This is a genomic window from Chryseobacterium limigenitum (genome assembly GCF_900114875.1).
GTDB lineage: Bacteria > Bacteroidota > Bacteroidia > Flavobacteriales > Weeksellaceae > Chryseobacterium > Chryseobacterium limigenitum.
In genome coordinates this window covers 1-20,662 of the sequence record NZ_FPKW01000004.1, presented here as the reverse complement: position 1 = coordinate 20,662, position 20,662 = coordinate 1, and the positions used below count along the sequence as shown (strand labels likewise).

General features: G+C 35.7%; 20 protein-coding genes. 4 read left to right on the top strand and 16 right to left on the bottom strand.

All coding sequences use genetic code 11. The features are described 5' to 3' along the window. Position 1 precedes the first annotated feature (1 nt). The 14 genes from BT156_RS06740 to BT156_RS06675 all read right to left on the bottom strand — a co-directional run bounded on the left by BT156_RS06740 (position 2) and on the right by BT156_RS06675 (position 14,473). Positions 2-2,338 carry a TonB-dependent receptor gene (locus BT156_RS06740; protein ID WP_072408465.1) on the bottom strand — a complete coding sequence of 779 codons (2,337 nt, stop codon included), beginning with the start codon at positions 2,336-2,338 and terminating at the stop codon, positions 2-4. 369 nt (positions 2,339-2,707) lie between these two features. Further along, positions 2,708-3,598, bottom strand: coding sequence for a helix-turn-helix domain-containing protein (locus BT156_RS06735; protein WP_072408463.1), 891 nt, complete (start codon positions 3,596-3,598; stop codon positions 2,708-2,710). A 52-nt stretch (positions 3,599-3,650) separates the two neighbouring features. Further along, on the bottom strand, positions 3,651-5,903 hold the full coding sequence (locus tag BT156_RS06730) for a TonB-dependent receptor (RefSeq protein WP_072408891.1): 2,253 nt from the start codon (positions 5,901-5,903) through the stop codon (positions 3,651-3,653). A 257-nt stretch (positions 5,904-6,160) separates the two neighbouring features. Further along, the gene (locus BT156_RS06725) at positions 6,161-7,051 is read right to left on the bottom strand and encodes an urea transporter (protein ID WP_072408461.1); all 891 of its coding nucleotides are present in this window, start codon (positions 7,049-7,051) and stop codon (positions 6,161-6,163) included. 160 nt (positions 7,052-7,211) lie between these two features. Further along, the gene (locus tag BT156_RS06720) at positions 7,212-7,913 is read right to left on the bottom strand and encodes a hypothetical protein (RefSeq protein WP_072408459.1); all 702 of its coding nucleotides are present in this window, start codon (positions 7,911-7,913) and stop codon (positions 7,212-7,214) included. A 13-nt stretch (positions 7,914-7,926) separates the two neighbouring features. Further along, positions 7,927-8,712: an urease accessory protein UreD gene (locus BT156_RS06715; protein WP_072408457.1), complete on the bottom strand. Its 786-nt coding sequence runs from the start codon at positions 8,710-8,712 to the stop codon at positions 7,927-7,929. Then, entirely contained in the window at positions 8,713-9,351 is a 639-nt protein-coding gene (ureG, locus tag BT156_RS06710; RefSeq protein WP_072408455.1) for an urease accessory protein UreG, read from the bottom strand. 174 nt (positions 9,352-9,525) lie between these two features. Next, positions 9,526-10,209: an urease accessory protein UreF gene (locus BT156_RS06705; protein WP_072408889.1), complete on the bottom strand. Its 684-nt coding sequence runs from the start codon at positions 10,207-10,209 to the stop codon at positions 9,526-9,528. A gap of 1 nt (position 10,210) precedes the next feature. Next, positions 10,211-10,723, bottom strand: a complete 513-nt coding sequence (ureE, locus tag BT156_RS06700) for an urease accessory protein UreE (RefSeq protein WP_072408453.1) — start codon at positions 10,721-10,723, stop codon at positions 10,211-10,213. Next, complete coding sequence (locus BT156_RS06695) at positions 10,713-11,360, bottom strand: hypothetical protein (RefSeq protein ID WP_072408451.1); 648 nt, start codon at positions 11,358-11,360, stop codon at positions 10,713-10,715. The genes ureE and BT156_RS06695 overlap by 11 nt, the downstream gene beginning before the upstream one ends. A gap of 86 nt (positions 11,361-11,446) precedes the next feature. After that, positions 11,447-13,168, bottom strand: coding sequence for an urease subunit alpha (gene ureC, locus BT156_RS06690; protein WP_072408450.1), 1,722 nt, complete (start codon positions 13,166-13,168; stop codon positions 11,447-11,449). Position 13,169: 1 nt separating this feature from the next. Continuing rightward, entirely contained in the window at positions 13,170-13,538 is a 369-nt protein-coding gene (gene ureB / locus BT156_RS06685; protein ID WP_072408887.1) for an urease subunit beta, read from the bottom strand. 110 nt (positions 13,539-13,648) lie between these two features. Continuing rightward, positions 13,649-13,951, bottom strand: coding sequence for an urease subunit gamma (ureA, locus tag BT156_RS06680; protein ID WP_072408448.1), 303 nt, complete (start codon positions 13,949-13,951; stop codon positions 13,649-13,651). A gap of 153 nt (positions 13,952-14,104) precedes the next feature. After that, positions 14,105-14,473: a hypothetical protein gene (locus BT156_RS06675; protein WP_139255429.1), complete on the bottom strand. Its 369-nt coding sequence runs from the start codon at positions 14,471-14,473 to the stop codon at positions 14,105-14,107. 370 nt (positions 14,474-14,843) lie between these two features. Here BT156_RS06675 and BT156_RS06670 point away from each other — a divergent pair, with 370 nt between their 5' ends. The 4 genes from BT156_RS06670 to BT156_RS06655 all read left to right on the top strand — a co-directional run bounded on the left by BT156_RS06670 (position 14,844) and on the right by BT156_RS06655 (position 19,398). Beyond that, positions 14,844-15,203 carry a prevent-host-death protein gene (locus BT156_RS06670; RefSeq protein ID WP_072408444.1) on the top strand — a complete coding sequence of 120 codons (360 nt, stop codon included), beginning with the start codon at positions 14,844-14,846 and terminating at the stop codon, positions 15,201-15,203. A 178-nt stretch (positions 15,204-15,381) separates the two neighbouring features. After that, the gene (locus tag BT156_RS06665; RefSeq protein ID WP_139255428.1) at positions 15,382-15,969 is read left to right on the top strand and encodes a hypothetical protein; all 588 of its coding nucleotides are present in this window, start codon (positions 15,382-15,384) and stop codon (positions 15,967-15,969) included. A 465-nt stretch (positions 15,970-16,434) separates the two neighbouring features. Then, a complete protein-coding gene (locus tag BT156_RS06660) occupies positions 16,435-17,622 on the top strand; it encodes an FAD-dependent oxidoreductase (protein WP_072408440.1) in 1,188 nt (395 codons plus the stop codon). A gap of 12 nt (positions 17,623-17,634) precedes the next feature. Next, positions 17,635-19,398 (top strand): flavin monoamine oxidase family protein, encoded by a 1,764-nt coding sequence (locus tag BT156_RS06655; RefSeq protein ID WP_072408438.1) that lies wholly within the window; start codon positions 17,635-17,637, stop codon positions 19,396-19,398. 102 nt (positions 19,399-19,500) lie between these two features. Here the strand turns inward: BT156_RS06655 and BT156_RS06650 are convergent, their stop codons facing one another. Continuing rightward, positions 19,501-20,139 (bottom strand): hypothetical protein, encoded by a 639-nt coding sequence (locus BT156_RS06650; RefSeq protein ID WP_072408436.1) that lies wholly within the window; start codon positions 20,137-20,139, stop codon positions 19,501-19,503. Positions 20,140-20,252: 113 nt separating this feature from the next. Beyond that, a partial coding sequence (locus tag BT156_RS22035; protein ID WP_170857276.1) for a hypothetical protein occupies positions 20,253-20,662 on the bottom strand: 410 nt, incomplete at its 5' end.

Sequence of the window (20,662 nt, the reverse complement as noted above, 5' to 3'; positions counted from 1 at the left end):
TTTAAAATTTGAAATTGTAAGTGATGTTTGGTACCCAACGGAATAATGACGTCTGCATAGCGCGAGTCGTACCCGGATTGTTCGGATTATCTTCAAAAGTAATCGTGTAGGCATTCTCACGACCATAAACATTATAAATTCCGAATGACCAAGAACCTTTGAAACGCTTTGTAGATTCCGGTTCGTACGTTGCGCTCAGATCAATTCTGTGATAAGCCGGCATTCTGTCAGCATTACGGCTGCTGTACTGAAATATAGTCTGCCCGTTCAGCTCATATTTTCCTGTTGGGAAAGTCACTGCATTTCCTGTACTGTAAACAAATAATCCTGAAAGAGACCATTTTTTATTCAGTTCATACGTTGCAACAATAGAAAGATCGTGGGTTTTATCCATTCTGGCGTTATACCATTCATTATCGTTGATACCGTCTATTTTCCTTTCTGTTTTTGATAAAGTGTAGGAAATCCAGCCTGTAAGTTTACCGCTTTTCTTTTTAGCAATTAGTTCTAAACCATAGGCTCTTCCTTTACCAAACAGCAATTCGCTTTCAACGTCTGCTGCGGTATCAAATGAGATCTGTGCCCCATTTTTAAAGTCGATCTGATTTTGCATTGATTTATAATACACCTCCGCATTAATCTCATAATTATTGTTTTTGAAATTCCTGCTGTATCCTAAACTCACCTGATCTGCAATTTCAGGTTTTACGCTGTAGCTGCTTCCAATCCATTGATCGGTAGGATTTCCGCTGGTACTGTTACTCAAAAGGTGCAGATTTTGAGTATTGCGGGCGTATCCTCCTTTTACACTGCTTACTTCATTGATTCTGTAATTTGCTGTAATTCTTGGTTCAAGATTTACATATGTTTTCCCGAATTTTCCTTTTTCTAAAAATCTGCTGTCTGTAAGAACTCCGTTTTCATAACTATTAAATGTATCACCACCTAAAACGCTGAAACTTGAAAGTCTTAAACCATAATTAACGGTCAGTTTTTCGGTTGCCTTAAAGTCATCATTGATATAGACTGCATTTTCCCATGAAGATCTCGGATTTCTCGGAAAACTACTCACACTCGTCCCTGAAGCACTGCTTGGCGTAATCGTATGATAGATAGACTGTAAGCCAAAACGAACCGAATGTTTATTCCCTGCAAACCATGTGAAATCCTGTTTAAGATTCCAGTCTTCAATCTGAGAATCCAGTCCGAATGTATTGTCGTTGCTTTGTAAGCTTACTTTATAATTATAGTTACTGTAAATTAAAGAGGTGTTGGAAAATAATTTACTATTAATAATGCTGTTCCAACGAAGTGTTGCCGTCGTATTTCCCCAATCTGTTGCAAAGGTCTTTCCTATTCCCAACACATCTCTTCCAAAATATCCCGATAAATAAAGACGGTTGTTTTCATTAACCTGATAATTTGCTTTTAGATTTAAATCATAAAAATATAGTTTACTGTCTTTAAAATCGTCGGTTGATTTCAAAAATAAATCAGCATACGTTCTTCTTCCGGAAACAATGAACGACGATTTTTCCTTTTGAATTGGCCCTTCCACACTCAGTCTGCTGCTAATTAAACCAATTCCTCCGTTAACGTTATAATCTTTATTATTTCCGTCCTTCATTTTAACATCCATCACCGAAGAAAGACGTCCCCCATATTGTGCAGGACTGTTTCCTTTAATAATACTTGCATCTTTCAGCGCATCACTGTTAAATGTACTGAAAAATCCAAGCAAATGCGAAGCATTATAAACAGGCGCTTCATCCAATAATATTAAGTTTTGGTCTGTCGCACCTCCTCTTACACTGAATCCGCTGCTTCCTTCACCGTTACTTTTAATTCCCGGTAAAAGCTGGATCGTCTTCATCACATCTTTTTCACCAAATAAAACAGGCAGTTTTTCTATATTTTTGATACTTAAAGTTTCCGTACCCATCTGAGCGGTCGAAAGGTTTTTATCCTTTTTAACCCCGGAAATAATAACCTCATCGATATTGGCTGTTCTTTCCTGTTTTTCTTCCTGAATTAAAGGAAGATCGAGCTTGATATTCTGATCAACTTTTATATTCTGTTCAAAATCTTTGTAACCCGGATAAGAAATGATCATTCTGTAATTACCCTCCGGCAGGGATAAAGAATAGAATCCGTATTCATTGGCTACAACGTTTATTGATGGATCCTCAGCTACTTTTACGGTCACTCCGATCAGTAATTCTCCGTTTTTTTTGTCTTTTACGGTTCCGCTTACCGAATATTTCTGCTGCGCAACAGCTAAAGTACTGAAACAGAGCGCAGCCGAAGCAGCCGCGATTTTAAAAAAAGATGTTTGCATTCAGTTTATTATTTTTTAATGTAGTAGATTTTTTTAATATTAATAAAGTTTCTTGGTATTAATTAAATAGATGAAATAGGAAATCAATCGAGCAAAAAACTGTCAGTTTTTCTCATTAACAATCATATTTCAGAATATTTCACCGCAAAGATAAATATCAACTTGGAATAAAAACATTTTGATGTCGAAATTATTGCCTTGATATAAATAAAAAACTGAATATTAATTCTGTAATGATATCTTTTCTTCAATTTTTGGATCTTTTATTGATTGTTCACAAATAAAAAAAACCTTAAATACTACTATTTAAAGACTTTATATCTTAAACTCATCAATTTTCGAAAAAGAAGAATATTAATTAGAATTAACTTAGGAGATGATCATTTTATTTCTCAAGAATTGCGTTCTGTATTCTTTAGGTGTAATTCCTGTAATTTTCTTAAAAAGTTGTGTAAAATGGGAAGCTGTATGGAAATTAAGTTCATACGCAATCTCCGCTATATCTTTACGTGAATGCAATAATGCTTTGCTGTAATTAATATCCATTTCGTTAATCCATTGTTTGGGTGACTTTTGGGTTACATTTTTTATACATTTAGTGAGATAATTTTCTGTAACAGACAGTTTATCTGCGTAAAAAGCAACTCTTTTTTCACCCACATGATATTTAAACAGAATCTCCCGAAACTGAAGAGATAATTCCATTGGACGGCTGGCGGATCTATGATGGCTACTGGAATCTGTACTTAAAATTTTAACTAAAATAAGATGGAGCATCGTGATAATTATTTCATTCAGATTTAATCCGTTAAGCCACAACTCCTGCTCCATAATGGTAAGAAGCTGGGTGACTGTCACATACGTAAGTGTATCCAAATTCAGGAAAGGAGGTATGAAAAAAATGCTTGTTTTATGCTTGGGCAATTCCTGCTCGGATACAATATTATTTTCATACGCCAGGAAAAAACCTTCAGCATCATCAGACAATTCTATGGTTGCGGTAATTGTCCCTTGCTTGATAAAAATAACTCCACCTTTCTCCGCCTGAAATTCCTGATTGTCCAAATACTGCTTAATATGACCATTTGTAATAAAAATGATAAAATTAAAAGTGGTCCGGTAAGGGATTACAGGCATGAGAATACCTTTAAGATAATCCTCAAGCCTGTAAAGCTGTATATCTGCGTTGTTAGACAATATTTTCTCTGTAATATTCGGGAGAAAAAGCTTTTTATATTGAAAATTGGAAAGTACCTCCATATCAGTTAATTATCATATCTATCGTTATACAAATTTACTCCTGAAATCCTATTTAAAACTTATAAAACACACCCATTTTTATTCCGAAAGGAATCCCGGGAGTGTAGGTAATGTCCGTGATTGGTTCGGCTTCATTTTTCAGTTGGGTTTCTGTGGCAAATTGTGCTTCATTCCATTTTACGTTAAGCAGGTTATTGATCTGCAGACTGGCACCCCATTTTGCACGATTGTAAGAAAGTACAAGATCATTCACAAAATAGGCTTTCGTACGAAGGCTGTTATCTTCAACTGCCGGTCGACCTCCCAAATAACGGTATTGTAATCCCAAAGAAAATCCATCCAGAAAATCCCAGTTTATAGATCCTGTGCTTGTTACTATTGGAGCTAGCGGAACATAATCTTCTCCTTTTTTCTCGTCAACAAATCGGGCATGAGAATAATTGATATCAGCATTCAAATATAAATTTTCCAACGGTTGAAAGCGGATTCCCAAATCTGCTCCATACCGTCTTGATCTTCCGGAAGGTTCTACAACCGCATCATCTCCTACATATACAAATTCCTGTTGTAAAGCCAGATACCATATCGTTGGCGTAATAATTAATGATTTGAAAGGATGTAATCTAACTCCAAGATCTCCGCCGATAGAATATGGTAAAGTCTTCGCATCTTTTTTCTGAACAACCACTCTCATATCATTGGAATGGAATCCCATTCCTGTTTTAAGGAACCACATAATCTTGTCATTAGAAGCGTAGGAAAAATTAAGTTTTGGACTTAATCTTGTTCCCTCAGATGACTGTCCCGAAGGCAGCTGCTCATAATCCAATAAATTATGCATATTGAATATGAAATGATCTACTCTCAAGGCAGGATTAATCGTCCATTTTCCTGTTTTCCAGATTAATCCGGAATAAGCATGGAGATTGGTTTCTGTTCCGTTCACATCAGCCATTTTATCTAATAATAGATCTCTGTGATACACATGATTAAGCTGTAATGTATTAATGTCATCACTTCGGAATCCTACTCCCGATATCCAGTTTAATGAGCTGTTTGGCAAAGAAAAACTTTTGGTATATTTAATTTCAGTTCCGTATATATTTCTGCCGTCTTTCTGCTCGATTTCATCGCCGTGATCTTTATCTTTCAAATAAAAAGTAAAGTCAGAATACAGATTAAAATTATACTTGGAATACCAAGCCATCGCTTCAATCTGTTCAGATGGAGAAATGATATGTTTGTAATTCATCTGAAGATTGGTGCGCGAGGTACTTCCGCCTTCCGTAGGATCAATGCTTCCCCATCGGTCAATAATACCTTCATTTATGGCACATTCAGGGATCTGTCCTGAAGCATTCCATGAAGAATTGAATGTAGAAAACTGAATATTAAAATAATCTTTATCGGTAATCCATTGGTTGTATTTTGCGAAAATATTTACCCTGTTGAAGTTTTGTTTTACATCAAACGGGCCATCAGTATAATTGTATTCTGCGGCAACATAAGCGTTTTGTCTTTTATTCGGATCATTGATGATATTGAACATTCCCAACATCCTTTTTGAATTAAAAGAACCTCCTTCCAGCTTTACCATGCTGTTTTTCAGTTTATCATATGTCTGAAAATCTACATATCCTGCCGTATCAAAATCTCCGCGATCCATGTAATACGCTCCTTTTCCGAAATCAATATTATTAACCGTTTCAGGAATGATAAAATGGAGATCCGAATATCCCTGTCCATGAGCATGGGAGACAATATTCACAGGCATTCCGTCTACATTTACGCTGATATCAGTGCCGTGATCAGCATCAAAACCTCTTAAAAAAAGCTGTTCTGCTTTTCCTCCTCCTGCATGTTGGGCAATGAACAATCCAGGAACTTTTCGCAACAGATCCTGAGCAGAATTTACAGGAAATTTATTCAGATCAACCTTTGTGATTGCCGAAAGAAACGAACTGTGACTGATCTCTACCTCGGAGATCTGAAAAGGTTTATGTTGAAGAAAAATAACTTTATTTTTATCTTCATCACTATTAACCAACAATTTAATCTCATCATATCCGCTATGACTAATCACCAAAGTATCCGGAAATGACTGAACATTAAATTTAAATGATCCGTCAGATCCCGAATGCGTATGGTCATTCCCATGATTATATTTTATCAAGGCATCATTAATAGGAAATTTATCGTCTGTATCTTTAATAAATAGTTGCTTTTCTGAGCTTTTTTCCTGCGCCAGAACAATTCCGTTCATCATTAAGGCCAGAAAAGCAACTATTGTTTGAGTTCTCTTCATTGATATTCTTTTTGAATGATTTAAAAACATGCTTAAACTTTTATATTTTTAACCACAAAAGGGACAAAAGCTATTAGAATACATAACTTCTTTTTAATTATCATAAAACAAAGTTCTCAAAAGAATAAAAATCAAAGATTTTTAAAACTAATGTGTTCTTTATTTACGGTCTATTAATTAACTTAAAATACTAATGTGTTAATCTTTTGTATCTTTTGTGGTTAATAAAAATTTAAACAAGCTCATTATTAGATATTTTAATTTTCTTTTTTAGAGATAAAAATTTTCTGAATTAATAAAGTAATCCATGTTCCTGCAACAAAAGGGAAGGTAAGCACTCCGCCGAACTCAGTAAGAACATGATTATCAATCAATAAATCATCGATTCCTACCGTAATTAATACAGATATCAACACCCAAAATCCGTCCGTTTTTTTGAAACCCGAAAAAACAATGGCAGAAAGCACGGCATTAAAACCGAATAATCCCATATGAACCTCCGCAACAGGTTCTCCGTTGATATGAGAAACATAAGCTCCCAAAACAGAGCCGGCAAAGCCATATAAAGCTGCTGCGGGTGAGCTGATGAAAACGGCTAAAAAGAAAATTATTCCAGATAATATTCCACCTTGGAAAATAACTTCTCCAAAACCATTAATTGGAGTTATTACCTCATCATAATCAAGGTTTTCGGCTTTTGCACTGATCAATTCTGATGGCGGAATATGCGTAAAATGATGCAACACAAAAACACTTGCCCAGATGATAATGATGAATGGAAAAGTAAACACCGGAATCTTTTTAGCAATAAAAAAATGCTGAATAATTGTTGCCAATGCTCCACCCAAAATAATAAGAATCCATATTAAAATCGTTGTCTGAAAGATGAAAGACAAAGCAACGCCCACCAAAGCTGCACTGAAACCGTATAATCCTGCATTTATTTCAGATTTATCGTAATTCAGCTTCATTGCGGTGAATGTTCCGACACTTGTAGACAAAAGAACAGCGATGCCGCCTTCCCAGCTTCCCATAAAGATCCCGATAAGGAACAGGATGCCTGTCCATCTGTTTTCCTGAAGCATGATCTGCCCGATTCCTTTTAAAATATTATCTATAAAAGGGATTTTTTCAAAAAATTTATCCATAATTTAATTTATAAATGATAATTGATAGATGATAAATGATAAATGATTTAGACGAAAATTGTGAATGTTGAATAGTCAATTTGGCGTTGCCAGTAAATTTGATCCTTGTATTGACAAGCGAAGCAAATTCACTATTGACTTTTGACTATTACCCCATTCGCTACCAGCCTAAAAAGACCATTCCTACGCCGCATATCGTAACTACTGCTCCACTTATTACGCCCATATAACGTTCCAGTTTTTCGGTATTGAATAAAGTTGAATATCCATATCTGCCGAGTAAAACCATCCCCAACATTGTAGCAACTGTTGTTAATGTAAACGGAAGTACCAATGCCAGAATTTCAGTTACAGAACGGTTTAATCCTGAATAAAAAAGAAGCGGAGTAAGCGGTTCGCTCGGTCCCATTACAAAGATCATGAACAAGACAAAAGGCGTCACTTTTATTCTGCTTTGCGGCATTACCATTTCGGTGTGATTGTGCTCATAAACGTAAACATCGTCTCCCAATACATCGAAATGTTTGTGAGGTTTATTTCTAGCTGCCTGAATCAATCCATAAATAAGGTAAGCGATCCCAAAAATAAGTAATGCCCATCCCGAAATGTTCCCTCTAATATCCTGAAACCATGCAAACTGATTAAGCTGCCATCCAAGAAAAACTCCGATCGCGCCTATAACAAGAGAACTCAGAACATGACCAAAACCACAGGCAATCGTTAACAGAATAGTTCTGCTTCTACTCCATTTTTTTGATTTTGATAAAACAATAAATGGCAAATAATGATCCGGTCCCGTTGCGGTATGGATAAAACTTATGGATATGGCACTCAGCATTAATGCCCAAATAGTTGCATTCATTTTTTAATTTTATTTATTCTAATTCCCAAAGGATTTCCTGAACTTTACGGAAAAAATTATACATTACTTCTCCGCCATTTCCCAATGCTCTGATGATAAATCCGTTATCTTCCATTGCTGAAATACCAATTTCCATTTCATGTTGGGATTCTATTTGAGTATAGATGATCTCGATCAGTTCGTTTTTATCGACATTCTTTTTAGTTGTATAAAAAATAAGAGTTCCCTGATGGGTATATTCTTCCAGATTTCCGATGCTTTTAATAGGAATCAAATCAGGCTGAATCAATACATTATCTTTCACCATTAATTTATCTTTATGGTAAATTTCTGTGAGATTCTGAAATTTTTTAAGCTTGAAAAGTTCTCCGTAATGCTTTCGTCCACAAGTGATGATCTCAGCCATAATTACCTGACTGTTTTCACCAATATTGATGTTTGCTTTACTTTTAAAATTCGAATCTTCATGCGGAACCACAGGGTGTGGAACATAGGCAAAAGAAGTATTATCTTCCATAGAAATATTCAACTGCTGAACGGCTTCATCCTTCATATTGAATAATCTTTGATAAGACTGCGACTGAAGCTGTAAGGCAGAACCTTTTTCCAACTCAATATCCAGCTGATAGCGGTCGCCATCCAGAATTCCGGGGGAAGAACTCATTATGATCTGATATAGTTTGTTATCATTTTTCCGCTGTCCCACAGAAACTACACGGAAAGGAGGCGATACAAAAAGATCTTTCACGTAGGATTTCCCGGCCTTGTGTCCGGCTATGATATGTAAGCGACTATCCATTTATCTTACAAGATTCGGTTCTTCGATTTCTTCCAATAAGGCGTATTTTTTTACCCAACCGATCACTTTATCAAGTCCTTCATCAGTTTTAAGATTGGTAAATACGAATGGAGTTCCGCTTCTCATTCTTCTGGCATCGTTTTCCATTACTTCAAGGCTTGCTCCAACGTGAGGCGCCAAATCTATTTTATTGATAATCAACAAATCAGATCTCGTAATACCGGGACCTCCTTTTCTTGGAATTTTTTCACCTTCTGCCACATCAATAATGAAAATGGTAACATCTGCAAGATCCGGACTGAACGTAGCCGATAGGTTGTCACCTCCACTTTCGATAAAAATTAGTTCGATCTCCGGAAAACGGGCTGCCAATTCATCTACCGCTTCCAGATTCATACTTGCATCTTCACGAATCGCTGTGTGAGGGCAACCACCCGTTTCTACCCCGATAATTCTATCATGAGGAAGAAGACTGTTTTTAGCCATAAATTCCGCATCTTCTTTGGTATAAATGTCATTGGTAATTACTCCAAGATCATACGTTCCGTATAATTTTCTGCTTAATCTTTCCAATAAAGCTGTTTTTCCTGAACCTACAGGTCCGGCTACTCCTACTTTTATATATTTTCTATTTTCCATTTTAAATTGTTTCTGTTTTTTATTTTTATCGCAAAGTCCGCAAGGATTTTTTTGATTTTAGTTATGAATATTTTTAAGTTCGCAAGGGCGTTTTACTCAGCGAAGAAGTCAATTGTGAATGGTCAATAAGTGAATTTTACATACATTGACAATTGACGATTGACAATTCACTTTTTAAGACATGTAAAGCCTTGAATATAGCCTTTCATGTTGCATACAACGAATATCGAAAGAGGTGTTGCAAAGACCGACTAAATCTCTGTCGAGTTCTATCGTTTCCTGCGCTGTTTCTTCCATTATCGGATATAGTTTGAACAGAATATCTTGTCCGTCAAGCTGTCCAAGAGGAACTAACTTTACTGCATTCGTAATTATTCCTGCAGAAGAAGTATAGTAAAACCCGAAAAGCGCTTCCTGAAGAGGAATTTTCAATAAACTCGCATACATTCCGAAGACGATGCTGTAGTGAGAATTCGCTTCACGATTTTGAACGGCTTTTTCATAAGCTTCCATAAATTCAAAATTTTCATGTCTTTTGAATATTTTGATTAAACGCAACCCTAATTTCTGACTCGCCTGACGAATTTCTTTCGGACATTTCAACGCGTTACATTCCTGATCCAGACTTAAAATTGTTTTTAAATCTTTAGATTCTGTAGCTTCAAACGCCAATTTTACAAAAGCTCCGTCGTTGTATTTCAGGTTATATTTGAGCATATTTTCTACAAATTCCTGCGCGGTTTCTCTGTTGTGTACAATTCTTTTTTGTACATACGTTTCCAGTCCGTTGGAATGGGTGTACCCTCCGATCGGTAAAGTTGGATCCGAAATATGTAATAAGCTGGCTAAAAATTTCATGTTATTCATCTTTTGGAGCTGCCATTTTTAAAATTTTAGTAAAAATTGATGAGCCTAAACTTCCGTGTCCGTGAGGTTCTACATTCGATTTGAGAAGATTCAACAGCTTTACAGTTTGTTTTTCAGGTTTAAAACCACTTACTTCCAGCCATCTGTACATCGGCATTTCAAAAGGCAACAGGACTTTATTTTCCTGTATAAAAAGTGGAATATGTTTGTTTCCAATTTCATAACAGACTGTTCCCATTTCCAACATAGAATCCGGAGAAATTACAATTGCTTCTGTCTCCAAAATATTGACAACAATGAGCTCTTCTTCACTTTCATAAAGAATATCGCCTTCTCTGAGGCGCTGACCCTCTCTAAGAAATTTAATCGCAATATCTTTTCCCTGACGTGTTTTTTTACGTTGAATTCTTTTTGTGGATTCAAACCATTCAAGATCAAGATAATCTATTAATTTTTCGACAACAGTCTTCTCTGAAATGTTACCTAAAGTTTCGTTAATTATCATCCTTTTTAGCTTTTTTTCTGAAGTCAAGATTTTTGGAAATTCCTACTCCGAATGTTGAACCGCTAATTCCTGCCACATAAGTTTTTGTCCAGCCTTCTTTTGCCTTGGTCTGCAACATAGAGAGCTCTGCAAACTTGAACTTGAGTGCCCAACCTCCGCCTAGAACAACTCCAATCAAAGGATAAGCACGAAGACGGTATCCATTAAAGTTTTCCATTGATTCTACAGTTGTTGAAACTTGTTGTCCCCAAACGTAGTGAGCATCAATCTGAGCAATCAGTAAAAAATATTTTCCAAGCGCTAATGATGGACTGTACCAAATTCCGGTTTCATTCTGTTTATATACAACGTTATGATTTACAGCATTTTGTGAGTAAGCATAATTTACCCCGATAACGTCATTGTTATTGATAAAATACCCCAATCCGATTGGCGCACTTGAAACTGTACTACTTGTGCTTGAAGGCGTTGTAATTTTTGAATAATCCAATGAACCGTAAACCATGAATTGTCCTTTTGGGCCTGCTTCATCGCTTTTCAACCTCATTCCCCCTAAAAACTGTCCGTTCATTTTCCCTGATAACATCGATATTCCTGCTATTGCAAAAGAAAAAATAGTTTTATTAAAGTTTCTCATTCTTAATTTTAATTCTGTTATTATTTAATTTTTTTTTTTGAGATAAACCTTATAGGCTTTAGCAACCTATAAGGCAGGGTTTGTTCTTAAAATAAATAATACAATTGTGTTAATGGTAACTTTTCTGCCGGCTCACAAGTAATATGCACGCCATCAACTGTTACTTTATAATTTTCAGGATTCACCTCAATTACCGGAGTTTTATCATTATGAATAAGATCCTTTTTTGAAATATTTCTACAGTTTTTCACAGGAAGAATCATTTTTTCTAATTTATATTCAGCAATTGTTCCGTTATCAATTGAAATTTGAGAAACAAAATTGGCACAGGTTCCATACTTTGCACGACCGTGGGCTCCAAACATATTTCTGTAGATAACAGGTTGCGGCGTCGGAATCGAAGCGTTTGGATCTCCCATTTTTGCAGCAATTACGAAACCTCCTTTTACGATCATTTCAGGTTTTACTCCGAATAATGCAGGTTTCCAGATCACTAAATCAGCTAATTTTCCAGCTTCAATTGAACCCACATATTCTGAAATACCGTGAGCAATAGCCGGATTGATGGTATATTTCGCCACATAACGCTTTGCACGGAAGTTATCATGAGCAGTATTTTCATCTTCTTCCAACTGTCCGCGCTGATCTTTCATTTTGCTCGCCGTCTGCCATGTTCTGGTAATCACTTCTCCCGGTCTTCCCATCGCCTGAGAATCGGAACTCATAATACTGAACACTCCGATATCATGCAAAATATCTTCAGCAGCAATCGTTTCCGGACGAATACGTGAATCTGCAAACGCTACATCTTCAGGAATATTTTTACTTAAATGGTGGCAAACCATCAACATATCCAAATGCTCATCAATTGTATTGATCGTATAAGGACGTGTAGGATTCGTGGAAGCCGGTAAAACGTTTGGATACATCGCTGCCTTGATGATATCCGGAGCATGCCCCCCTCCTGCGCCTTCTGTATGGAAAGTGTGAATTACTCTTCCGTTGATCGCTCTCATCGTGTCTTCCAAAAAGCCGCCTTCATTTAAGGTATCTGTGTGTATTGCCACCTGAACATCATATTTATCTGCAACTTTTAAAGCAGCGTCAATCGTTGCAGGGGTCGCTCCCCAGTCTTCATGAATTTTTACACCTAATGCTCCTGCTTCTACCTGTTCTTCAATCGGTTCTTCTGCAGAACAGTTTCCTTTTCCGAAGAAACCTAAATTCATAGGATATTCTTCTGCAGCTTCCAACATTTTCTGCATATTGAATTTTCCGGGAGTAACGGTTGTTGCGTTGGTTCCGTCATTTGGGCCTGTTCCGCCACCGATCATTGTTGTAATTCCGCTGTAAAGAGATGTTTCAATTTGTTGAGGGCAGATAAAATGAATATGGGTGTCAATTCCTCCCGCTGTTACGATATATCCTTTTCCGCCATGAACTTCCGTAGAAGCTCCGATGATCATATTTGGAGTTACACCATCCATTGTGTCGGGATTTCCGGCTTTGCCAATTCCTACAATTTTGCCGTCCTTAATTCCGATATCTGCCTTTACAATTCCCCAATGGTCGATAATTGTTGCGCCGGTGATACAAAGATCCAAAACACCTTCAGTTCTTTTGGCAGTAACGTTTTGTCCCATTCCGTCACGAACCGTTTTTCCACCTCCAAAAACGGCTTCATCACCATAATGGGTGAAATCTTTTTCGATCTCAATAATTAGTTCTGTATCGCCCAATCTGATTCTGTCTCCTGCGGTTGGACCTAATATATTGGCATATTGTTTTCTGTCTACGTTTAAACTCATGTTACAGATTTTTAAAATTTAATTGATTGGCTTTAGCTAGGCTTTCTTCTTTTTGAGTCGCTGAATCTACAGACCCATCAACAAGATTATTGAAGCCCATTGCCTTTTTATTTCCTCCTATTTCTACAAGCTCAACTTCCTTTTCTTCTCCCGGCTCGAATCGTACGGCTGTACTTGCAACAATATTCAGTCTCTTTCCGAAAGCCTTTTCCCGGTCAAAGCTCATAGCCTTATTTATTTCAAAAAAATGAAAATGCGAACCTACCTGAATAGGACGGTCTCCCGTATTGATCACTTTTATTTTTACGGTTTCTCTGCCTTCATTGCAGATAATAATTCCCTCCTTGACAAAAATTTCTCCCGGTATCACAGTTTTCTGAACAAGAAGATCTTCTGCATTAATTACTTTTATATCTACCGTCTCTACACTTTCATTAGAGATGGTACTTTTTTTATTTTTTTCTTTCATAATAATTTGGATTAACGAATTGGGTTGTGCACGGTTACTAATTTGGTTCCATCCGGAAAAGTTGCCTCGATCTGAACATCATGGATCATATCTGCCACTCCCGGCATTACATCATCTATCGTAAGAATCTGCGCGCCTTCCTGCATGAGTTCCGCCACTCTTTTACCGTCTCTTGCGCCTTCCAGTAAAAAATGGCTGATCAGAGCAATGGATTCGGGGTAATTTAATTTAAGACCTCTTGCTTTTCTTTTCAGAGCAAGTTCGCCTGCCATATAAAGCATCAGCTTCTCTGTTTCTCTTGGTGTTAAATGCATAAATGTTTTTATTTAAAATTGGACATATCTTATCTTCTCTGCCTCATAGAAAAGGCAAATCAAAGTATCAGAAAAATTGAAATTGGACGTACGAATCCCTTATCCGTTATTGAATACGGACTAATCGGAATTAGTTATGGATATAAAAAGAAATTAACAGCCAGGTATCTGCAAAGAATGGTAAAGTATATACCTGGGTAAAGTAATAAATGAATAGTTATGAGCAATAACAGGCTGGGAAGAAGAATTATGAATTCTAAATATATTCGCAATCCATCTTTCTAAAAAGATCTCAACATCAATAAATGATTTATCGCGATCCTCCAACGCAAATTCATCCTGTATATCTGATAAATTATAAACATCAACCTCAGCTTGTGTATTTGCTTTCTGTAAAAATTTACCTTGATTATTGTTGATAGAAAAAGAATGCTTTTCACTTTTAAAAAGGTGAAAACCTGTACATAATACCGCAAAAAGGAACGCGATATGAAGCAGTAAGATTCTATTTTTTCTTTTCATCATTATAAGTGTAAAATTATAACAATGAAAATCTTATTACTATCAAAAAGGCTATTTAAAATGTTCAAAATCGTGACAAAATATATACATCCTATTTCAAATTTTAATGAATATTTTCAATATTATGATAGACAGACATAAAAACAGTATCTTTAAAATCTCTTTATTGATGGTGCTTTTCAAAGATTTTAATAAAAATAATTACTTCATTATTCACTTTTAAAATATAACCTGAGAGATATCTATAATTGCTATTATAGAATTTAGTTTGTATTTATTGTAAAGCCCATACAAATTTTCAATTATTTAAATTGAAAATTTTATTTTGTTTTTTTTTTACTTCTACCTAAATTTGTAAAAAATAAATTTAATGAATTATAAACTTGAGCTCAATACGCAGGAACCTAACTCTAATATTGTTTTCAATACAATCGTATTCGAGTCATTCAAGGTAAACGTAGTTGAAAGGTATGTCGGAAAGATGCGTTTCGCTCCAAAATTATGTCATGCTCTGTTTAAAATCAGAACTTTGGAGAATGAAATCATCGAAACAAGGGACGGGAATGTAAGGGTAAAAATTAAAGATAATAATTTTGAAACTTACCAGAAATTGATAAATGTATTAAATTCTTACGATTATAAAAACAGACTGATCAACAGAAAAGATGCAGAACAGGACTACGTTCATTTCATTTTAGGTTTAGTGATCGCTAATTATGATCTTAATTAAATACTATTTTATTTCGTAACAGTATAGGGTAATACATTTTCTGTAGTATGTTAATGCTGTACAGAGAACAGAAGAAGAAAAAATTCTGTTCCCAGAACAAAATTGATTTAAAGATCAACTTTAACAAATTTATTCAGAAAGCACAAAATGATGAAATAATTTCATGTATTTTAAAAGCATGAAAAATATAGTATTGATTATTTCAGTTCTTGCCGGAATTCTTACCTATTCGCAGCAAAAAGAAATACAGCATCATTTTGTGCAAGTACGAGAAGAATTGGGCGACCTTAATAAAGATGGTTTGAAGGATAAAGTAACTATTTCGATGGATACTATTGATGCTGAACAGCCTTTAAAACTGGAAATATTTTTCCAACAGCCGAATAAAAAATTTAAATTAATAGTTTCTTCAACAGAAATAATGAATCCTCAATATCCGAACGGCAAATATGGCGGAGATCAAGTTCCGGACGTTTTTATTGAAGATGGTTATTTCATTCTCTATTCTGAAATTAAAGATGTTAAAAATCAACATAAATTCCTTTTCAATAACGGAAAATTTGAATTAATCAATCTTGCAAAAGTTAGTTGGGATGGCAAAAATACAACCACAGAAACCGAATTTGATCTTATAAAAGGAACAAGAACCGAAATAGCCCAATTATTAGGTTCAGATAAAACCATTAAGAAAAACGAAAGGAAAATCAACATAAAGCCACTGCCTACAATTCAGACTCTCAGAAAATTTGATAATCAATTGGAGTAAAAATTGAATATTTAATTAAAATTTATATTTTGAAGAGTTGGTACATCGCAAAGGCGCAAATTATAAATAAAATATTGTTTTAAGACGCAAGGATTTTATCTGCGATAAAATTTGTACTGTTTACATCTAATGCTTGTCGAAAATCTTCGATTTTCTCGCGCCTTAACATCTGCATAAAGATTAAAAACCTTTGCGCCTTTGCGATGTCCCAACAAAAAAAAATTCCTTTTTCATCTTCTCTCATGCGCTCTTTCTACCAAACTTCATTAAGTATTTCTACTTAAAGCTGTAATTCATTATTTCTACTCTACCACATTTTCCGTCTTCTTTGTTACTTTGAAATACACAGTAAAGACAACAATAATGTGCTTGAAAATCCCTGTACATAAGGATTAAAATTTAATCTTTCAAATATTGTATTCTTTACTTGTCTCAAAACAGCATAAAACCTAAAAACAAATAACCATGAATACTGAAAACTACGACGTAATTGTTATTGGCGGAGGAGCAATTGGTCTGGCCACTGCGTACCATCTAGGCAAACGCAAAGCAAAGACTTTAGTTCTTGAGCAGTTTACTTTTGTGAATCAACTTGGAAGTTCAGCAGGAGTATCGCGCCAATTCCGAATCCCATATCCTGAAGAATATATGGTACAGATGGCCTTGGATGCACAGCCTTATTGGGATGAATTAGAAAAAGAAACCGAAACATCACTGCTTGATAAAGTAGGCACCCTCTGGTTTGGAGATCCAGAAGTACATTCCACCGAAGGAAATATTGCTGAAGCGGAAAAAGCCCTCAAAGCTTTAAATGTTCCTTACACAACCTTAACTGCAAAGGAAATTGAAGATCAATATCATTTTAGAAATTTACCTGAAAACTATACCGGACTTTTTCAGCCGGATGGAGCCAGTATTAATTTTAAAGCAACAATTGAAACGCTTTTAAGTTTATGCAAAAAGCAGGAAACTGTTGAATTGAGAGAGGATTCACCCGTACTTGACATCAAACAAAATGGTGAACTCTTTGAAATCACAACTCCTAACGGAATTTACATTGCTAAAAAACTGGCAATTATTCCTGGGCCGTATATCAACAGTGTAATCAATTTATTAGATTTTAAAATAGAAGCTACGTATTGGAATATGTCTTCGGCTTATTTCAAAAAAACTGATCCATCTATTCAATATCCGACATGGTTTGTTTTCCAGAATCCTGTAGGAAAAAACGGGAACGAATTTTATGGTTTTCCATCGGTTGAGTGGGATCATCCGGAATATATTCGTGTGGCGCCGGACTTTGTTATTAATCCTTTAGAAGAGCCTAGTGACAGAACTTTAATTCCAAATCCGCAAGAACTTGCCTATACTTCTGAATGGATAAAAGAACACATGACAGGCCTGAATACAGAACCTGAATATACCTCAACGTGCCTTATTGCCCTGAGTACCATACCCAACAAAGAACTGTTGATTGATTTTGCTCCAAAATATGTCCCCAATTATAAAAACATTGTAGTATATGCCACCGGATGGGCTGCAAAATTCACCCCATTTTTAGGAAAAATCATGTCTGATCTTGCCTTGGACGGACATACGGATTTCGATATTTCTCATTTCCAATTAGGACGCAAATTCTTTAAAGCCATTTAAAACTATTACATCATGAATAAAAACACCCCATTAAATCCAGGAATGCATCCTGATTTAAAAATTGAAGTCGCTATTATCGGTGCCGGAACTTCCGGATTATACACCGCTTACCGTTTAGTAACCGATAAAAAATATACTGCCGACCAGGTACAAATTTTCGATATGAATAATAAGCTTGGCGGAAGATTAGAATCTGTAGTGATGCCCGGAATGAATTTCTGGGGCGAACTGGGAGGTATGCGCTACCTGACCTCTCAGGAAATTGTAACGACATTAATTGAAGGCTACCCTCTTTCTGAAGCAGATCCGGACAAACGTATTCCCGTTCTGAAAGATAAAATGACTCCCGTTCCATTTCCGATGGGCGATCCTACAAAGCTATTAATGTATCTCAGAAAAGAACGATTCAAACAAGATGCGTGGGATGTGGCTCAGAAAGAAGGTAAAAAACTGGAAACCCGTTATTATCTGAATGATGATGATGATGGTTTTAGTTCAGATCAGCTTTTTAACAAGATTATTTATGATGTTTTAATGGCAGATCCGTGGGTAGCTAAAAAATACGCAGATAAAATCATCAAAGGAAATAGTGTTTACGATTACAGTTTTAAATTAACAAGCAAAGACTGGGATGATATCAAACCCAAATTGGTCTATAATTTTCCTAATTCTCCTTACGATCAGCGTAAAGTGAATGATCTAGGATTCTGGAATTTAATTAAAGATCAAATTTCGCAGGAAGGATATGAATTTGTAGCCAATGCGGGCGGATATTACTCAAACACCATCAATTGGAACTCTGCGGAAGCGTTTCCTTACATGGTTGGGGATTTCTCTGCCGGAACTATTTATAAAACCATTGAAGAAGGTTATGACAGCATTGCGTATGCAGTCGCCAATTCTTATATGGAGCATGATGGAGCCTGTATTTGGTCTGAAAATAAGCTACTTACTTTCACCAAAGAGCATGCCTTAAAAAATACTCATAAATACCAACTGACTTTTCTTAATCTGAAAACCAACACGACATGGAATGTCTATGCAAACAAGCTGATTCTTGCGATGCCTAGAAAATCTCTGGAGCTTTTAGATCAGAATAATTTCTTTTTTGATATTAATGAAAATTCTGTGATCAATAAAAATATTCGTTCGGTGATTATGGAACCTGCGTTTAAAATATTAATGGGCTTCCAATATCCTTGGTGGAAAGAATTAAAAATTGATTCCGGACATTCTATCACCGATTTACCGATGAGACAATGTTATTATTTCGGTACAGATCCTGAAACTAATAACTCAATGCTGTTGGGAAGTTACGGAGATATGGAAACCGAGACTTTCTGGAAAGCACTGACTGATGACAAGCTACTTTTTGAAGTAAAACCTGCCAAATCTGCATCATTGAAAGAATTGCATCAATTGGATGATGTTCAGGCTACTCAATTAATGGTGGATGAATTAATGAATCAGCTTAGAGAATTGCATGGCCCGGATATAACGATTCCAGATCCTTACGTAACCTATTTTAAAGACTGGACAGATGAACCTTTCGGCGCAGGATATCACGCATGGAAAGCAGGATATTCGGTTGAAAATGTGATGCCATACATGAGAAAACCTGTTGCTGATGAGCAGATTCATATTATCGGAGAAGCATATTCCGATCAGCAAGGCTGGGTAGAAGGCGCTTTCTGTGAGGCCGAAAAAATGCTTCAGGAACATTTTGGAATGCATCGTCCGATTTGGTTGAGCCCTGATTATTATTTAGGATGGTAGATCAAAAAAGACAAATTGTAATATAAATAAATCCAGCCCATAATTAAATATGAGCTGGATTCTTCCTAAAAAAAATCTGTTTTTACCAACTAACAGAAATTATTATAGCCTTCCTTTTAGTTTTCTACTATATCTCCATACAAAATACCAAGTAATTAAAATTTGAAAAAGAATGAAGGAAGGAAGAATAAATGGGTATTTCTCAAAAGATTTCAGTGCATCGCCATGCCCCAGCATCATTGGTAAATCTGTAATATTAAATACCAAAATGACTATCAGCAACGCTTTGCTTCCTTTGAAATACCACCAACAGAATATTCCGTACATTAACTCAAGCACAAAATTCAAAAGTGGATAATCTATAATTCCTAATCCCCAAACAGGTTTGTCCGAAAACGGTGAAAGACGAATATCTTTTTCGTGAAATACCATATCAATAATAACATGTGATAAGACTCCAATTGAAAAAGCAATTGCAAGTTTCCGGTTATTATATCCCCAATTGATAATCGCAAATGAAATTAAAGCTACCGCCACGCCAGAAAACAAAGAGTGTGAATAGGGCAAAAAATCAAGATGCATTTTACCATTTAAAACTGAAAAATGTTCCCAGCCAAAATAATTAAAAATCACCCAAAATATTTCCATTAGCTGAACGGATACCAGTAATAAAAACATTGGCGCGGTCGGTTGTTTTTTCTTTATGAGCAAGGCTGTTGCCGCATGATTAATTGCATACATAATATTTGATTTATTTTAAGAATTTTGTCTTAGTAATATTTTTCGAATTATTTAATCACACCTCGAAAAATTTAAATGTCTACTAAATTTTCTTATCATATGATAAAATAACATTATTGCTGACTTACCAGCAGACTAGGATTCCATACTGTGGTTGTTCCCACCGATCCGGTTTTCCAATTTCCATTACCAACTGAAGGGCGTATGTATATTATTATCTTATCACCGGCTTTTAAACCAACTCCTACCAAATTAACCGAAAATGTAAAAGCATCTGAATTTGCTGTACCTTTCACTGGTGTATAGTATTCAATTTCATCCAATGTTGATAATGCATTGGTCACTCCATCTTTTTTTACCAATCTTATATAAGCACTCGTCCAACCCGATGCAATATCTGTTATGCCCCACCAACGTACAGTTGTAATATAATTTCCATCATTTGGAATTACAACCTCACCTGTGGTACCTCCAAAAGGCACTAAAGTATAATTGGTAAAACTTGCTGCATCATAAGGTAATG